Source organism: Bradyrhizobium cajani (assembly GCF_009759665.1).
Classification (GTDB): domain Bacteria; phylum Pseudomonadota; class Alphaproteobacteria; order Rhizobiales; family Xanthobacteraceae; genus Bradyrhizobium; species Bradyrhizobium cajani.
Genome location: NZ_WQNE01000004.1, coordinates 284,537 through 300,478, shown reverse-complemented (window position 1 = coordinate 300,478; position 15,942 = coordinate 284,537). Strand labels below are relative to the sequence as shown.

Here is a 15,942-nt window from a genome sequence, read left to right as displayed (position 1 = left end):
CTTCGTCACTTCAGCTTGAGGCCGATCACGCGCACGAGGCCGTCGGGCATCTGCCTGTAGCCTTCAAGCTTCGTCGTGTGCGCGATGATGATGCGGCGGTGGTAGAGATAGAGGAGGGGCTCTTCCTCCTGGACCAGTTTCGCCAGGGCTTCGTAACTGGCCTTGCGCTTGGCGGGGTCGGTCACCGATCGCGCATCCTCCAGCGCCTTGTCGGCCTGCGCATTGTTCCACGCGCCGTAGTTCTGCGGCGCGCCGCTGTGCAGGAAGACGAAGGTGTTGCCATCGGGATCCACACGGCCGCTCCAGGCCAGCATGAAGGCCTGGTAGTCGCCGGCTTCGGCCTGCTTGAGGCCGGTTGCGAATTCGGTGACGCGGAGCTTCATGTCGAACCCGGCTTCCGCCGCCATCGACTGGATCACCTGCGCCGGCGTCTCGGTCTCCGCGCCCTTCGACACCAGGAAATCGACGCTGACCGGCGGTGTCACGCCGGCTTCCTTCAGCAGGGCCTTGGCCTTCGCCACGTTGCGGGGACGGACCGGAAGCGATTTCTGATAGTAGGGATGATCAGGATTGACCCATTGATTGCCAACCTGAACCTCGCCATTGAACACGACCTGGTTGATCGCCTCGCGGTCGATCGCCAGGTCGAGCGCCTGCCGCACCTTGGCGGATTGGCTGAGCGGCCCCTTGGCCTTGTCCTTGCCGATGTTGAGCGTGACGCCCTGATAGCCAAGCTCGATGGCGGTCGCGACCTTCAGCCGCGAATCCGCGCGGACCTCCTTGAGGTCGGTGGCGAGCACGCGCTCGATCAGGTCGAGGCCGCCGGATTTCAGGTTCGCGAGCCGCACCGTGGCGTCGACGATCGGCTGGAACACGATGCGGTCGATGAAGACATTGTCCTTGTTCCAGTAGTCGGCGAATTTCTCGAAGACGATGCGGTCCTGCTGCACGCGCTCGACGAATTTGTAGGGGCCCGCGCAGACCGGACGCAGGCCGAACTTGTCGCCGGCTTCCTTCGCCGCCTTCGGCGACATCATCATGCCGGCGCGGTCGGTGAGCTGGGCGAGCAGCGGCGAGAACGGTGACTTCAGCACCAGCCTGATGGTGAGGGGATCGACGACCTCGACGTGATCGACCGAGGCCAGCTCCGGCTTGCGGAAAGAGCCGGGAAAGGTGAGGTGGCGTTCCAAGGAGAACTTTGCGGCCTCGGCATCGAACGGCTCGCCGTCGTGGAATTTCACGCCGGGGCGGAGCTTGATGACGAGGGCCTTGCCGTCGTCGGCTGTTTCGCTCGACAGCGCGAGCTGCGGCACGATGTTGAGCTTCTCGTCGATGTCGAACAGCTTGTCGCAGAACGCGGAGAACACGATGCGGCCGACATAGGTGCGTGCCATGGTCGGATCGAGGATGTCGGGGTCCTCGGCAAGACCGATGCGCAGGGTGGTCTGGGCTTGCGCCGTTGCGATCGATAGCAGGAAGGCGGCGGCCGTTGCGGCCAGGCGATACATCTTCATCGGACAGTCCCCATTGCTTCGGCTACGTCGTCGTCGGCGTGGCGCCCTGTATACCAACCCCGGAAGCGGCTGCGCCTTCCGTCTTTCGGCTGAAGGCTGCGACCAATTTCGCAAGCTCTGGCGAAAATCCGCCGGCTGCTGGCAGGATGGCGTCGGCGGACGGCAGTTCCGCTATGCGGTGACAGGCGGCGGCATGGCCCGCGGAGTCGGGCACAAGTTCCGGCGCCTCGGTGCGGCAGCGCTCGATCACGAAGGGGCAGCGGGTGTGGAAGCGGCAGCCGGCGGGCGGATTGAGCGCGCTCGGGATCTCGCCCTCCAGCAGGACCGTCGTTCGCTTCGCCTTCGGCTGTGGCAGTGGGATCGCGGACAGCAGTGCCCGGCTATAGGGGTGGCGCGGCGCAGCGAACAACGCATCTGCCTGCGCCGTCTCGACGATCTGGCCGAGATTCATCACCGCCACGTGGTCGGCGATGTGCTTGACCACGGCGAGGTCGTGCGAAACGAAGATGTAGGCGAGGCCGAGCCGGTCCTGGAGCTCGCGCAGCAGGTTGAGAATCTGGGAGCGGATCGAGACGTCCAGCGCCGAGACTGGCTCGTCGCAGACGATCAGCTTCGGCTCGACCGCGAGCGCGCGGGCAATGGCGATGCGCTGGCGCTGGCCGCCGGAGAATTCATGCGGATAGCGGCGTGACAGCCGCGGCTCGAGGCCAACCAGCCGCAACAGCTCCGCGACGCGCTCGCGCCGCTGCGCCTGCGGCACCAGATCGTGCAGCGCCAGCGGCTCGGTCAGGATCTGGCCGACCGTCATGCGCGGATTGAGCGAGGCGTAGGGATCCTGGAAGATGATCTGCGCCTCGCGGCGAAAGGCGCGCAGCGCCCCAGCATCGAGCGACAGGAGATCGCGGCCGTCGAAGCGTACACTGCCCGCATCCGGCTCGATCAGCCGCAGCACCAGGCGGCTGACGGTGGATTTGCCGCAACCGGATTCGCCGACCAGGGCCAGCGTCTTACCGGCCTCGAGCGAGAAGGACACGCCATCGACGGCTTTGACATGCGCCAGCGCCCGGCCGAGCAGCGAGCGCTCGGCGACGAAATGCTTGACCAGGCCTTCGACCTCGAGCAGCGCCATCACGACACCAAACGTTCGAGCGGCGCGCGGATGCAGCGCGAGAGGTGGCCGGGGCTGACTTCGACCAACGGCGGCGGCGCCCTGGTGCAGGCGTCCAGCACGAACGGGCACCTCGCGGCGAAGCGGCAGCCGGCGGGCGGCTGCGCCATGTTCGGCACCATGCCTTCAATGGTCGCAAGCTGCTCGGCGCGATGATCGAGCCGCGGGATCGAGCCGAGCAGGCCGACGGTGTAGGGATGCTGCGGCGCGGAGAACAGCTCATCCACCGGTGCGCGCTCGACGATCTCGCCGGCATACATCACCGCGACCTCGTCGCAAACTTCGGCGACCACGCCGAGGTCGTGGGTGATCAGGATGATCGCGGCGCCGCTGGCCGCCTTCAATTCCCGCATCAGCTCCAGGATCTGCGCCTGCAAGGTGACGTCGAGCGCCGTGGTCGGCTCGTCCGCGATCAGCAGCCGCGGATCGCAGGCCAGCGCCATCGCGATCATCACGCGCTGGCGCATGCCGCCGGAGAGCTTGTGCGGATATTCGTCGATCCGCCGCTCGGGCGAAGGGATGTGGACGCGACGCAAGAGCTCGATTGCGCGTTCACGCGCGCTTTTCCGCGATCCGCCGCGGTGGCGCAGGATGGTCTCGATGATCTGGTCGCCGATGGTGAAGCTCGGGTTGAGCGAGGTCATCGGCTCCTGGAAGATCATCGCGAGCCGGTTGCCACGGAGGTCGCGCAGGGCCTGGTCCGGCGTTTGCAACAGGTCAAGGCCGTCGAAGCGGATCGCGCCCGATATCTCTGCGCTCTGCTTAGGCAGCAGGCCCATGATCGCAAGCGACGTCACGCTCTTGCCGCAGCCGGATTCGCCGACGAGGCCGAGCGTCGCGCCATTGGCGACGCTGAGATCGACGCCGTCGACCGCATGGGTGACGCGGCCGTCGTCGCCATGAAAGCGGATGCGGAGATCCCTGATCTCGATGAGCGGGATCGCGTTCATGATCGTCTTGCACGTGCCGCGGCGATGCTGGCGTCGATGACGCTGCGATCGGTGTTACCGGCCGGATTCAGTCGTGTCGGCATGGATGCGCGGAAGTGCACCCAGAGCTCGTGGCTGACCCGTTCCAGCCGTTCGAGTTCGCCGAGCGGATCGGGATGATCGTCGGCCCGAATATCCAGCGCCGACCATTCCTCCTCGCCGTGGATCAGCAGTGCGGCGGACTGCTTGCCGCGCTTGTCGCCACCGGCGGCCTCTCCAGCGCGCATGGCCGCGAGCAGGCGGCGCGGGAAGGGCAGGCTGTCATTGGCGATATAGGTCTTTGCGGTCTCGTCGAGCACGTCGGCGCCGGTGAGCATGTTGCCGGCGATGGAGAAGCCGCTGCCCGCGATGTGGCCGCACCAGTCGACACAGTCGCGCCCGGTATGTGCCGCGATCTGGCCGCTGGCATCCATGATGTGGACCTGGCGGCTTTCGCGGCCGTCGTCGGCCGCGAGCAAGGTGGAGAGAATATCGTGTGCGTTCAGGCCTTGACGCAGCAGCTTTACGCCGTCGATGCCGTAATAGGGATTGACGAAGGCCTGCGTTGCGATGGCGCCGAGGCCGGCCGCGATGTAGGGAACACGCGCGCCGACGGCGAAGAAGCGGGTCGCTACCGCAATGCCGAACTGGCCGGTGGCAGGATCGCGCGCGATGATCGACCAGGTCATGTGCTGCCTTTAGCGTCCCGCGGCATAGCCCTGCATGCCGCGTGGGTTGGCGGCAGCACGCCGGCGCACACCGACGCGCGAGGCCGCAGTGAGGCGGCCTTCCGACCAGTCGGGGCCGACCTCGACAATATGCCCGCGCTCGCGGAGGTTCTCGATCGTCGCCTTCGGCACCCGGTTCTCGACCACGAGCACGCCGGGCCGCGCGGTGCGCGGCCAGAACGAGATGGGGAAGTGCTCGGAATGCCAGGCCGGCGCATCGATCGCCTCCTGGAGATTGAGATTGCAATGGACATGCCGCAGGAAGAATTGCGTGATCCACTGGTCCTGCTGGTCGCCGCCCGGAGAGCCCCAGGCGAGATAGGGCTCGCCGTCGCGCAGCGCCATTGTCGGCGACAGCGTGGTACGCGGCCGCTTGCCCGGCGCAAGCGCTGCGGGGTGATCTTCCTCCAGCCAGAACATCTGGGCGCGGCTGCCGAGGCAGAAGCCGAGCTCCGGAATGATCGGCGAGGATTGCAGCCAACCGCCCGACGGCGTCGAGGACACCATGTTGCCGGCCTTGTCGATGATGTCGAAATGCACGGTGTCGCCGCGCACCTCGCCGAAGCGTCCCACGGTTGGCTCGCCGGCGCCAAGCGCACCGACGGCCTCGCGCTGGCCTTCGGCGCGCCGCAATTTGACGACGCCGCCAAAGCCTTCGACCGAGCCGGGAATGAATTCGAGCGAGGCCCTGTCGGTGACGAGCTTGCGGCGCTCGTCGTTGTAGGCATCCGACAGCAGCGTCGCGATCGGGATCTCGGCGAACTTGGGATCGCCGTAGAATTTTTCACGGTCGGCGAAGGCGAGTTTTGCGCATTCGATCTGGAGATGGATGAATTCAGGCCCGGTGGGATCGAGCCCGTCGAGCGCAAAGCCCTTCAGCAGCGCGAGCTGTTGCAGCGTCACCGGACCCTGGCTCCAGACGCCGGCCTTGCAGACGGTGTATCGGCCATAGTCGTAGGTGAGCGGTGCCTCGACCGTCGGTTGCCAGCGTGCCATGTCGTCGGCGGAGAGCACGCCGCGATGCGGCGAGCCGCTGACGTCCATGACTTCCTGGGTGCGGCAGAACTTGTCGATGGCTTCCGCAACGAAGCCTTGCGACCAGGTTTTTCGCGCACGCTCGATCTCGGCGTCGCGGCCACCGCCGCCGCTTTCGGCCTCACTGAGAATGCGGGCGTAGGTCGCAGCCAGCGTCTTGTTGGTGAAGAGCGTACCGGGCTTCGGCACTTCGCCGTTCGGCAGGTAGACCGCAGCCGAGGTCGGCCAGTGCTTGCGGAACAATTGCTCGACGGTCTGGATCGTGGCGCAGGCGCGCTCGACCAGCGGATAGCCGTCGCGCGCATAGGAGATCGCGGGCTCGAGCACGTCGCGCACGCGCATCGTGCCGTAGTCGCGCAGCAGCATCATCCAGGATTCGAAGGTGCCGGGAACGCAGGCCGCGAGCAGGCCGGTGCCAGGCACCATGTCGAGGCCTTCGCTCTTGTAATGCGCGATGGTGGCGCGCGCCGGCGCCGGGCCCTGGCCGCAGATCACTTCGGTGCGGCCGCGCTTCACGTCGTGGACGATGATTGGCACGTCACCGCCGGGGCCGTTCAGATGCGGCTCGACCACCTGGAGCGTGAAGGCGGTGGCAACACCGGCGTCGAAGGCATTGCCGCCCTTTTCCAGGATGGCCATGCCGACGGCGGTGGCGATCCAGTGCGTGGTGGCGACGACCCCGAAGGTGCCTTCGATCTCCGGCCTCGTCGTGAACGGATCTGGATTGATATTGCTGGCCATGGGCTACCTCATTTGCGGCGCGCGCAATTGATCACAGGCCTACGCCCCCGCCAAATGCGCAGGCTGCATGGCACGCGCGCGTCACGCCGGGACCGGTGCGGTGTTGACCGCGTGGCAGGCGACGCCGTCGATCAGTTCCGGGGTCTCCTTGCGGCAGAGATCGAACGCCAGCGGACAGCGCGGGTTGAAGGCGCAGCCGGAGGGCGGATTGATCGGGTTCGGAATCTCGCCCTTCACCGGAATGCGCTGTCGGCCGCTCATGGCCAGGTCGGGCACGGCGCCCAGCAGCATCTTGGTGTAGGGCATCCGCGGACGGGCAAACAGCTCGCGGCCCTCCGCGATCTCGACGATGCGGCCGAGATACATCACGCCGACGCGGCTCGCCATGTGGCGGACCACGGCGAGGTTGTGGCTGATGAACATGTAGGTCAGGCCGAACTTGTCCTGGAGATCGCGCATCAGATTCAGGATCTGCGCCTGCACGGAGACGTCGAGCGCCGAAGTCGGCTCGTCGCACACGATGAACTCGGCGTCTGATGCGAGCGCCCGCGCGATGGCGATGCGCTGGCGCTGGCCGCCGGAGAATTCGTGCGGATATTTCAGCCGGTCGTCGGGGTGCAGGCCGACGAGGCTGAGCAGCTCGCCGACACGCGCCTGGATGTCGCGCTCGCCCTGGATCAGCTCGAACGCGCGGATCGGCTCGGAGATGATGGCGTCGACCCGGAAGCGCGGGTTCAGGCTCGCATAGGGGTCCTGGAAGATCATCTGGATGCGGCGACGCAGCTTTCGCCGCGCCTGGGCCTGGCGCGGATCCGTCATCGAGACGCCGTCGATCAACACGTCGCCGGAAGTCGGCGGCAGCAGGCCGACGACCATGCGCGCCACCGTGGTCTTGCCCGATCCGGATTCGCCGACCAGCGCGAAGGTCTCGCCTTTCCGGATGTCGAAGGTGACGTGATCGACGGCCTTGAGATATTCGAGATGACCGCCCTCGAGCACGCGGTTCAGCCAGGGTTTCGAGACGTCGAACACGCGACGCAAGTTCGTGGCCTGGACGAAGGGAGCGCTCATGCTGCGCTCTCCGCCGGTACGTTGTCATAGAGATGGCAGGCAACCGATTGCGCGCCGCGCGCCAGCGGCTCCGGCCGTTCGACACGGCAGCGATCGAAGGCGAACGCGCAGCGCGGGTTGAACGAGCAGCCGCGCGGGATCGCCGAGAGCCGCGGCATGGAGCCGGGAATCTGCATGAGGCGCTTGTCGTCGCCGGCGAGCGTCGGGATCGCACCCATCAGCCCCTTGGCATAGGGATGCAGCGGGTTCTTCACCACGTCCTGCACCGGGCCGATCTCGGCGACGCGGCCGGCATACATCACCGCGACGCGGTCGGAGGTTTCCGCGATCACGCCCATGTCGTGCGTCACCAGCATCACCGCGGTGCCATGGTCGCGCCCGAGCCGCTTGATCAGCGAGATGATCTGCGCCTGCACCGAGACATCGAGCGCGGTGGTCGGCTCGTCCGCGATGATCAGCTCGGGTTCGGCACAGATCGCCAATGCAATCACCACGCGCTGGCGCATGCCGCCGGAGAACTCGTGGGGATAACCGTCAATGCGCTTTTCCGGTGCGGGAATGCCGACCTCGGCCAGGAGGTCGATGGCGCGGCGGCGGGCGGCCGCCTCGGACAGGTTCAGGTGGGTTCTGATCGTCTCGACGATCTGGTCACCGACGCGGTAGAGCGGATTGAGCGAGGTGAGAGGGTCCTGGAAGATCATGCCGATGCGCTTGCCGCGAACACGGCGCATCTCTTCCGGCGGCAGATTGTCGATGCGCAGGCCCGCGAGATGAATCTCGCCGCCGGCGATCCGGCCCGGCGGATCGATCAGGCCGATCACCGCGAGGCCGGTGACCGACTTGCCGGCGCCGGACTCGCCGACCACGCCAAGCACCTCGCCCTTGGCGATGTCGAAGGACACACCGTCAATGGCGCGCAGCGTGCCGCGGCGGGAGGCGAACTCCACCTGAAGATTACGTACGGAGAGGACGGGTTCGGTCATGAACGAGGCATACTCATCGGAGCTTCGGATTGAGCGCGTCGCGCAGCCAGTCGCCAAGCAGGTTGATCGACAGAATCAGGGTCGCGAGCGCGAGCCCGGGGAAGGCGACGATCCACCATTCGCCCGCGAACAGATAGTTGTTGCCGATGCGGATCAGCGTGCCGAGTGACGGCATGGTGTCGGGCAGGCCGACGCCGAGGAAAGACAGTGTCGCCTCGGTGATGATGGCAAGCGCGAGGTTGATCGTGGCGATGACCAGGATCGGGCCCATGGTGTTCGGCAGCACATGCCGCAGCATGATCTTCGGTGCGGGCAGGCCGATCAGCTGCGCGGCGGCCACGTAGTCCTTGTTCTTCTCGACCATCACGGAACTGCGTACCGTCCGCGCATACCCGACCCAGAAACTCAGGCCGATCGAGATCACGAGCACCACCAGCATGCTGGTGGCATCCAGCCGGTTGCCGAGGATCGATTTCGCTATGCCGTTGACCAGCAGCGCGATCAGGATGGCGGGGAAGGTGAGCTGCACGTCGGCGATCCGCATGATCACGCCGTCGACCGCGCCCCCGAAATAACCGGCGATCAGGCCGAGCGCGATACCGAGTGCACCGGCAAAGATCACGCCGGCCATGCCGACGGCCAGCGAAATGCGCAGCCCGTAGAGAATGGCCGAAAACACGTCGCGGCCCTGCTCGTCGGTGCCGAGCAGGAACGGGCTCTGGCCGTCTGCGGTCCAGAGCGGTGAGATCCGCGAGTTGATCAATTGAAGCTGCGCGGGATCGAACGGGTTCTGCACTGCGAGCGCGGATGCAAAGATCGCGAGCAGGAAGAACAGCACGGTAATGGCCGCCGCCACCATCGTCAGCTTCGAGCGTCGGAACGAATAGAAGACGTCGCTGTCAAGCGCGCGGCTGAGCCAGTTGCGGGCATGCGCCGCCTGCGCACTCTGCTTGTCGGAATTGGAGACGACTGCGTCGGACATGCAGAATGCCTTATGCGGCGCGGCCGACGGTCGAGCGCAGGCGCGGATCGACCACGGTGTAGAGGATGTCGACCACCAGATTGATTGTGACGAAAATCAGCGAAACCATCAGCAGGTAGGCGGCCATGATCGGGATATCGACGTTTTGCACGGCCTGGACGAACAGAAGTCCCATGCCCGGCCATTGGAACACGGTTTCGGTGATGATCGAAAATGCAATAACCGAGCCAAACTGCAGACCTGCCACCGTGATTACGGGAATCAGCGTGTTCTTCAGCGCGTGGCCGAAATGAACGGCACGGGTGGTCAATCCGCGGGCGCGGGCGAAGCGGATATAGTCGGTCCGCAGCACCTCCAGCATCTCCGCGCGCACCAGCCGCATGATGAGTGTCATCTGGAACAGGCCGAGCGTGATCGAGGGCATGATCAGCGCCTTCAGTCCCGACAGCGTGAGCAGGCCCGTGGTCCACCAGCCGACCTTGACCACCTCGCCGCGGCCGAACGAGGGCAACCAGCCCAATGTCACCGCGAACAGATAGATCAGCAGGATGCCGATCAGGAAGGTCGGCAGCGAGATGCCGATCAGCGAGACCGCCTGGAATAATTTCGCCAGCATGGTGTCGCGTTTGAGCGCGGAATAGACCCCCATCAGGATGCCGAGCACCATTGCAAATATCGTCGCGCAGATCGCAAGTTCCAGCGTCGCAGGCATGCGCTCCATCAGGAGCGCCGAAACCGGCTGGCGGAACTGATAGGAGACGCCGAACTTGAACTGCGCAGCATCGGCGAAATAGCGAATGAACTGCACCGGCACGGGATCGTCGAGGCCCAGGGACTTGCGCACGGCTTCGCGTTCGGCCGCAGGCGTATCCAGCGAGACGATCTGATTGACGGGATCGCCGGCGAAACGGAACATCGAGAAGGCGATGATGCCGACGGCGAACATGACGCCGATGGCCTGAACGGCGCGGCGAAGAGTGAAAGCGAGCATTTCTTCCACTTCCTTGGGTGGGCGTCCGGTCGAAGTCTTTGCCGGCCGGAAAAGGAAGGGCCCCGGAAGCCTGACGCCGCCGGGACCCCGTGTTCAAGTGACGCTATTCCTGCTTGGTCGCCCAATACAGCAGGACCTGATTGTCGGCGCGCTGCGGCAGTTTCACCTTCTTCGATACGCCCCAGGCCAGCGCCTGCTGGTGCAGCGGGATGTAGGACCAGTCCTTGTTGCCGATCTCGTAGGCCTGCTTGATCAGCTGGTTGCGTTTGGTGGTGTCGGCTTCGACCAGCACCTTGTCGGTGATGGCGTCGAATTCCTTGTTGCAGTAACCACCGAGATTGGCTTCGCCGCGCGAGGATTTCGCATCATTGCGGCAGCCCATGATGTCATAGAGCACGTTGTGGGAATCCATCGTGCTCGGCGTCCAGCCCAGCATGTAGAACGATGTCTGGTAGCCACCTTGCTTCAAGACCTTGGCGAAGTATTGCGCCTTCGGCTGTGCGAGCAGATTGATCTTGACGCCGATGCGGGCGAGCATGCCGACGACGGCTTGGCAGATGGCGGCGTCGTTGACGTAGCGATCGTTCGGGCAATCCATGGTCACCTCGAAGCCGTCGGGATAGCCGGCCTCGGTCAGGAGCTTCTTGGCGCCGTCGGGATCGAATTTCGGGCGCGTAAAGTCCTTGGAAAGCACGAACAATTCCGGAGCGATCATCAGTGCCGACGGCGTCGACAGCCCGCGCATCACGCGCGTCTTGATCAGCTCGACGTCGATCGCCTTGTAGAAGGCCTCGCGGACGCGGACGTCCTTGAACGGATTCTTGCCCTTGATGTTGGAATAGAGCAACTCGTCGCGGGTCTGGTCGAAGCCGATGAAGATGGTACGCAGCTCCGGCCCCTTCAGGACCTGGGCATTCGGGCTCGAGTCGATCCGGGCGATATCCTGGATCGGAACGGGCTCGATCACGTCCACTTCGCCCGAGAGCAGCGCGGCGACGCGGGTGGCGTCGGAGGCGATCGGGGTGAAGACGATCTCTTTCAGGTTTCCTTCGACCTTGCCCCAGTAGTTGGGGTTGGCCTTGAACACCGTCTTCACACCGGGCTGATGGCTCTCGATCATGAAGGGGCCGGTGCCGTTTTCATGCAGCGAGGCATAGCTCGGCGAGCTCGCCGATACCGGCGTCGGCTCGACGGCCTTGTTCTCCTCGGCCCACTTCTTGTCCATGATGTACCAGACGTCCCATGCCGAATGCAGGATGGGATTGGGCGAAGGCAGGATGAAATCGACCGTGTAGTCGTCGACCTTGACGACCTTGACGTCGGCCGCGAGGCGGGTCTGCATGTTGGAGTTCTTGTTGCGGACACGATCGGCGGAGAACACGACGTCGTCGGCGGTGAAGGGGTCGCCGTTGTGGAATTTGACGCCCTTGCGCAAATGGAAGCGCCAGCGGGTCGGCTCCGGCGTCTCCCAGCTCTCCGCCAGCGCCGGGATGATCTTCAGATCCTTGTCGCGTGCGGTCAGGCCTTGATAGACATGACCGAGATGGGCGTGGGTGGTGGACTCGTTCAGCGAGTAGGGATCGAGCGACTTCAGGTCACCCTGGTTGGCATAGCGCAGCGTCTGGCTAGACGCCGGCGAGACCGTCAACGCAAGCATACCGGCGAGCGTCGCCGCAAACAGACTTCGTCCTACTGACATTCTTGACCCTCTTAACACCGCCGTGCCGGTGATTTTTGATTTGTTCGGCCGGCCGATCAAACCATGTTGCCTAGAGTTTCTGCACCGTGCAAGCGTCATTCCAGCAAGGAACGCGCCAAGTTGCGCCGCTGTGCAGCAATGCTGACCAGCATTGACGGGCGGACCGATGCGGGTACAGGCAATTTGATTGACCATACCCCGCGATTAACGGGAGCAGGTGCCCGGCCGCCAGCTTCAGGTCGCTTGCGTTGCACGCCATGTCGCGGCGATACTGCGACAGGGCGCTCGAATCTCATCTGGAGGGGACATGAAGGTTAACATCGAAATCGACTGCACCCCCCTCGAGGCTCGCCAGTTCTTCGGATTGCCCGATGTGGCGCCGATGCAGACGGCGGTGATGGAGAAGCTACAGCAGCAGGTGCTGAGCAACATCGAGAAGGTCTCGCCGGAATCGCTGATCCAGAGCTGGTTCACCTTCGATCCGAAGCTTGCCGAGCGGTTTCAGGACATGTTCGTTGCGATGGCCGGTCTCGGTGGCACGCGCAGCGGCGACAAGAAGAAATAATGCCCCCCGGCCGCGACGGAGGGCTGGACGCCGACCGGCTTCGTCCGCCGGGCATCGGCCTGCTGCTCGCCGAGGCCCGTGGCCTGTTCGAGTTCAATGCGAGCCTGCTGCTGTCGCCGCTCTTGATGCGTGCGCCCAGGGGCGACGGCCATCCGGTGCTGGCGCTGCCGGGCTTCCTCGCCAGCGACCTCTCGATGGTGCCGATGCGGCGCTATCTCAGCGAGCTCGGCTATGAGGCACATGCCTGGCGAATGGGCCGCAATCTCGGCGGCCTGGCGCGGATGCGGGAGGACTTGCGCGCCCGTCTCGCCGAGATCCACGCCGCGACGGGGCGCAAGGTCAGCCTGGTCGGATGGAGCCTCGGCGGCGTCTATGCCCGCGATCTCGCGCTGTGGGCGCCCCACATGGTCCGCTATGTCGTCACGCTCGGGAGTCCTTTCGCCAACGATGTGCGGGCGACCAATGCCACGCGGCTCTACGAGGCATTGTCCGGCGAGCGGGTGGAGGACTTGGCCGAACAGCGCGAGGCCATCGCCGGCGATCTGCCGGTGCCTGCGACGTCGATCTATTCACGCGCCGACGGAGTGGTGAACTGGCGCACCTGTCTGCTCCGTCCCTCCGACCATGCCGAGAACATCGAGGTGTACCTGGCGAGCCATATCGGGCTCGGCGTGAACCCCGCAGCGCTATGGGCCGTGGCAGACCGTCTGGCGCAGCCGGAGGGGGAGTTCTGGCCATTTGACCGGGCAGGGCCGTTTGCCATTGCATATGCCCCGCCGGAACAGGCAGTATCGGCCTGACGAGAAGCGCCGGCCAAGGCGACCGTCAAAGAATTTTGGGAGGGAACTATGGCTGACGGTAAGAAGCTGTCGTCGCTGGACGCGTCGTTTCTCTATCTGGAAACGCCGGAAATGCCGATGCATGTCGGCAGCATGGCGATCTTTCGCCTGCCTGACGATTACAAGGGCGACTTCTTCGAGGACTTCAAGGCGATGATCGTCTCGCGCCTGCACGTCGCGCCGATCCTGAAGGCGCGGCTGGAGAAGGCGCCGCTCGACATCGACCACCCCTCCTGGGTCGAGGACGACCAGTTCGACATCGATCGTCACATCTTCCGCGCCAGCCTGCCGCAGCCGCGCGACCGCGCCACGCTCGAGCGCATCGTCGGCTGGATGCACGCCAAGCTGTTGAACCGCGCGCGCCCGCTCTGGGAGTTCTACGTATTCGAGGGCATGAAAGACAACGAGGTCGGGCTTTATTCCAAGATGCACCATGCCGCCATCGACGGCGGCGCCGGCGCGGCCCTGACCAACATGATCTACGACATCTCGCCGATCCCGCGGAAAGTCGAGCCGCCGATGGCAGGCAGCAAACCCGGACAGGAGCCGCGCGACATCGCCGCCAACCTGCTCGATTCCTATCAGCAGCTCTTCAGCCAGCCGCTCGATGCCTCGCAGGCCGCGAAGAATTTGCAGCTGCCGCGCACCGGCAAGAGCGACATCGGCTCGATCCTGTTCGACAATGCGATGTATCAGATCGAGAGCGCAGTGCGTTTCGCCGGCAACATCCCGACCGTGCTCAAGAGCGTGTCCGACGTGCTCGGCAAGGTCGCCGATCCCAAGTCGCGCGAGAGTCTGGCCAGCATGGTGTCGCCGCCGACCATGCTCAACAAGACGATCTCGTCGGAGCGGAGCTTCGCCGGCGTGTCGATCCCGCTGTCGCGGGCCAAGGCGCTGGCCAAGCAGGCCGGCGGCAAGCTCAATGATGTGGTGCTGGCACTCGCCTCCGGCGTGGTCCGCCGCTATCTCCAGCAATATGGCACGCTGCCGGCGAAATCGTTGACGGCGGCGGTGCCGATCTCGCTGCGCGAGGAAGGCAACACCGAAGCCAACAACCAGGTGTTCGGCATGATCTGCGCGATCGCGACCAATGTCGACGATCCCAAGGCGCGGCTGGAAGCCATCATCGCCCAATCGACCAAGTCCAAGGAGATGTCGCATCCGCTGCGCGCGCTGATGCCGCAGGTCTCCAACATCTCGATGCTGGGTGCGCCGATCATGGTGCAGATCCTGGCCTTGCTCTACAGCCGCTCGAACCTGTCGGACGTGTTGCCGCCGGCCGCCAACATCACCGTGTCCAACGTGCCGGGGCCGCGGCAGACGCTCTACGCCGCCGGCGCTGAGCTTCTGCACATCTTCCCGGTGTCGATCTCGACGCACGGGCAGGCGCTGAACATCACCGTGCAGAGCTATCGCGACCAGCTCGATTTCGGCTTCATCGTCGGCGCCAACATCATTCCGCATGTGCAGGTGATGTGCGACATGCTGCCGGAGGAGTTTGCCGCGCTGGAGGCGGCCTACAACCCGCCCGCGGCCGATATCAAGGGCGCTGCTGAATAGGACGTTTGCAATGATCGAGATGCCGCCGCTGAAGTTCGTGCAGACGAACGGAATCCGCATGGGCTATTACGAAGCAGGCCCGACCACCGACCAGCCTCCGATGGTCCTGTGCCACGGCTGGCCGGAGCTGGCCTTCTCCTGGCGCCACCAGATCAAGGCGTTGGGCGAGGCCGGCATCCGGGTGATCGCGCCGGACCAGCGCGGCTATGGCGCGACCGACCGGCCCGAGCGCATGGAGGACTACGACCTCGAGCACCTGACCGGCGATCTCGTCGGCCTGCTCGATCATCTCGGGATCGACAAGGCGATCTTCGTCGGCCACGACTGGGGCGGCTTCGTCGTCTGGCAGATGCCGTTGCGCCATCCTTCGCGCGTCGCCGGTGTCGTCGGGGTCAATACGCCGCATTGGGACCGTGCGCCGGCCGATCCGATCGAGCTGTTCCGCAAGCGGTTCGGCGATCACATGTATATCGTCCAGTTCCAGGATCCGGCGCGCGAGCCTGACAGGATTTTCGGCAGCCGCGTCGAAGAGACCTTTGACGCCTTCATGCGCAAGCCGGTGGCTCGCCCCGAGGGGACGCCTGCGGAAGAACCGATTGCCGGCATCGGCGCTTCACCGCGGATCAACCTGGCCTTTCCGCAGATGATTGCGAACTACGACGCCAGGCATGATCCGCGCACGCCGATTCTGTCGGCGGAGGAGAAGAAGGTCTTCGTCGACACCTTCACCACGACCGGCTTCACGGGCGGCATCAACTGGTACCGGAATTTCACCCGCAATTGGCAACGCTCCGAGGGACTGGACCATCACGTGCACGTGCCCTCGCTGATGATCATGGCCGAGAACGACGCCGTGCTGCCGCCGTCGGCGGCGGACGGCATGGAGAAGCTGATCGCCGACCTCGAGAAGTATCTGGTGAAGGACAGCGGCCATTGGACGCAGCAGGAGAAGCCGGAAGAGGTCAGCGCCAAGCTGATCGAATGGCGTAGAAGGCGGTTTGGGTGACGACGCAGTCGTCGATGTAAATGAGACGTCATTCCGGGGCGCCCGAAGGGCGAACCCGGAATCTCGAGATTCCGGGTTCGATGCTGCGCATC

At 64.9% G+C, this 15,942-nt stretch carries 14 protein-coding genes; 4 read left to right on the top strand and 10 right to left on the bottom strand.

Annotation, left to right across the window (positions count from 1 at the left end; translation table 11 throughout):
* Nucleotides 1-5: 5 nt before the first annotated feature.
* The 10 genes from GPL20_RS08305 to GPL20_RS08260 all read right to left on the bottom strand — a co-directional run bounded on the left by GPL20_RS08305 (nucleotide 6) and on the right by GPL20_RS08260 (nucleotide 11,880).
* Nucleotides 6-1,514 (bottom strand): ABC transporter substrate-binding protein, encoded by a 1,509-nt coding sequence (locus GPL20_RS08305; RefSeq protein ID WP_157329106.1) that lies wholly within the window; start codon nucleotides 1,512-1,514, stop codon nucleotides 6-8.
* A gap of 22 nt (nucleotides 1,515-1,536) precedes the next feature.
* Nucleotides 1,537-2,643, bottom strand: coding sequence for an ABC transporter ATP-binding protein (locus GPL20_RS08300; protein ID WP_157329105.1), 1,107 nt, complete (start codon nucleotides 2,641-2,643; stop codon nucleotides 1,537-1,539).
* Nucleotides 2,643-3,632, bottom strand: a complete 990-nt coding sequence (locus GPL20_RS08295; protein WP_157329104.1) for an ABC transporter ATP-binding protein — start codon at nucleotides 3,630-3,632, stop codon at nucleotides 2,643-2,645. Before GPL20_RS08295 ends, GPL20_RS08300 begins: the two co-directional genes overlap by 1 nt.
* Nucleotides 3,629-4,339: a DUF1028 domain-containing protein gene (locus tag GPL20_RS08290; RefSeq protein ID WP_157329103.1), complete on the bottom strand. Its 711-nt coding sequence runs from the start codon at nucleotides 4,337-4,339 to the stop codon at nucleotides 3,629-3,631. The genes GPL20_RS08295 and GPL20_RS08290 overlap by 4 nt, the downstream gene beginning before the upstream one ends.
* 9 nt (nucleotides 4,340-4,348) lie before the next feature.
* Nucleotides 4,349-6,154 (bottom strand): gamma-glutamyltransferase family protein, encoded by a 1,806-nt coding sequence (locus GPL20_RS08285; protein WP_157329102.1) that lies wholly within the window; start codon nucleotides 6,152-6,154, stop codon nucleotides 4,349-4,351.
* Between the two features lie 81 nt (nucleotides 6,155-6,235).
* Nucleotides 6,236-7,225, bottom strand: a complete 990-nt coding sequence (locus tag GPL20_RS08280; RefSeq protein WP_157329101.1) for an ABC transporter ATP-binding protein — start codon at nucleotides 7,223-7,225, stop codon at nucleotides 6,236-6,238.
* A complete protein-coding gene (locus GPL20_RS08275) occupies nucleotides 7,222-8,208 on the bottom strand; it encodes an ABC transporter ATP-binding protein (protein WP_157329100.1) in 987 nt (328 codons plus the stop codon). Before GPL20_RS08275 ends, GPL20_RS08280 begins: the two co-directional genes overlap by 4 nt.
* 13 nt (nucleotides 8,209-8,221) lie before the next feature.
* On the bottom strand, nucleotides 8,222-9,190 hold the full coding sequence (locus GPL20_RS08270; RefSeq protein WP_157329099.1) for an ABC transporter permease: 969 nt from the start codon (nucleotides 9,188-9,190) through the stop codon (nucleotides 8,222-8,224).
* A 10-nt stretch (nucleotides 9,191-9,200) separates the two neighbouring features.
* Nucleotides 9,201-10,181, bottom strand: coding sequence for an ABC transporter permease (locus GPL20_RS08265; protein WP_157329098.1), 981 nt, complete (start codon nucleotides 10,179-10,181; stop codon nucleotides 9,201-9,203).
* Between the two features lie 103 nt (nucleotides 10,182-10,284).
* Nucleotides 10,285-11,880, bottom strand: coding sequence for an ABC transporter substrate-binding protein (locus tag GPL20_RS08260; RefSeq protein ID WP_157329097.1), 1,596 nt, complete (start codon nucleotides 11,878-11,880; stop codon nucleotides 10,285-10,287).
* 307 nt (nucleotides 11,881-12,187) lie between these two features.
* On the opposite strand from GPL20_RS08260, the gene GPL20_RS08255 reads away from it, so the two are divergent.
* The 4 genes from GPL20_RS08255 to GPL20_RS08240 are packed head-to-tail and all read left to right on the top strand — an operon-like array spanning nucleotide 12,188 to nucleotide 15,850.
* Nucleotides 12,188-12,445, top strand: coding sequence for a DUF6489 family protein (locus tag GPL20_RS08255; RefSeq protein WP_157329096.1), 258 nt, complete (start codon nucleotides 12,188-12,190; stop codon nucleotides 12,443-12,445).
* Entirely contained in the window at nucleotides 12,445-13,245 is an 801-nt protein-coding gene (locus GPL20_RS08250; protein WP_157329095.1) for an esterase/lipase family protein, read from the top strand. The genes GPL20_RS08255 and GPL20_RS08250 overlap by 1 nt, the downstream gene beginning before the upstream one ends.
* Before the next feature lie 48 nt (nucleotides 13,246-13,293).
* Nucleotides 13,294-14,844, top strand: a complete 1,551-nt coding sequence (locus tag GPL20_RS08245) for a WS/DGAT/MGAT family O-acyltransferase (protein ID WP_157329094.1) — start codon at nucleotides 13,294-13,296, stop codon at nucleotides 14,842-14,844.
* A gap of 10 nt (nucleotides 14,845-14,854) precedes the next feature.
* Nucleotides 14,855-15,850, top strand: a complete 996-nt coding sequence (locus GPL20_RS08240; RefSeq protein WP_157329093.1) for an alpha/beta fold hydrolase — start codon at nucleotides 14,855-14,857, stop codon at nucleotides 15,848-15,850.
* Nucleotides 15,851-15,942 lie beyond the last annotated feature (92 nt).

What these genes read in the sequence shown, in the direction of transcription:
- GPL20_RS08255 (WP_157329096.1), top strand. Translation starts at nt 12,188, where the DNA reads ATGAAGGTTAACATCGAAATCGACTGCACCCCCCTCGAGGCTCGCCAG.
- GPL20_RS08295 (WP_157329104.1), bottom strand. Translation starts at nt 3,632, where the DNA reads ATGAACGCGATCCCGCTCATCGAGATCAGGGATCTCCGCATCCGCTTT.
- GPL20_RS08245 (WP_157329094.1), top strand. Translation starts at nt 13,294, where the DNA reads ATGGCTGACGGTAAGAAGCTGTCGTCGCTGGACGCGTCGTTTCTCTAT.
- GPL20_RS08265 (WP_157329098.1), bottom strand. Translation starts at nt 10,181, where the DNA reads ATGCTCGCTTTCACTCTTCGCCGCGCCGTTCAGGCCATCGGCGTCATG.
- GPL20_RS08275 (WP_157329100.1), bottom strand. Translation starts at nt 8,208, where the DNA reads ATGACCGAACCCGTCCTCTCCGTACGTAATCTTCAGGTGGAGTTCGCC.
- GPL20_RS08240 (WP_157329093.1), top strand. Translation starts at nt 14,855, where the DNA reads ATGATCGAGATGCCGCCGCTGAAGTTCGTGCAGACGAACGGAATCCGC.
- GPL20_RS08290 (WP_157329103.1), bottom strand. Translation starts at nt 4,339, where the DNA reads ATGACCTGGTCGATCATCGCGCGCGATCCTGCCACCGGCCAGTTCGGC.
- GPL20_RS08250 (WP_157329095.1), top strand. Translation starts at nt 12,445, where the DNA reads ATGCCCCCCGGCCGCGACGGAGGGCTGGACGCCGACCGGCTTCGTCCG.
- GPL20_RS08305 (WP_157329106.1), bottom strand. Translation starts at nt 1,514, where the DNA reads ATGAAGATGTATCGCCTGGCCGCAACGGCCGCCGCCTTCCTGCTATCG.
- GPL20_RS08270 (WP_157329099.1), bottom strand. Translation starts at nt 9,190, where the DNA reads ATGTCCGACGCAGTCGTCTCCAATTCCGACAAGCAGAGTGCGCAGGCG.
- GPL20_RS08285 (WP_157329102.1), bottom strand. Translation starts at nt 6,154, where the DNA reads ATGGCCAGCAATATCAATCCAGATCCGTTCACGACGAGGCCGGAGATC.
- GPL20_RS08300 (WP_157329105.1), bottom strand. Translation starts at nt 2,643, where the DNA reads ATGGCGCTGCTCGAGGTCGAAGGCCTGGTCAAGCATTTCGTCGCCGAG.
- GPL20_RS08280 (WP_157329101.1), bottom strand. Translation starts at nt 7,225, where the DNA reads ATGAGCGCTCCCTTCGTCCAGGCCACGAACTTGCGTCGCGTGTTCGAC.
- GPL20_RS08260 (WP_157329097.1), bottom strand. Translation starts at nt 11,880, where the DNA reads ATGTCAGTAGGACGAAGTCTGTTTGCGGCGACGCTCGCCGGTATGCTT.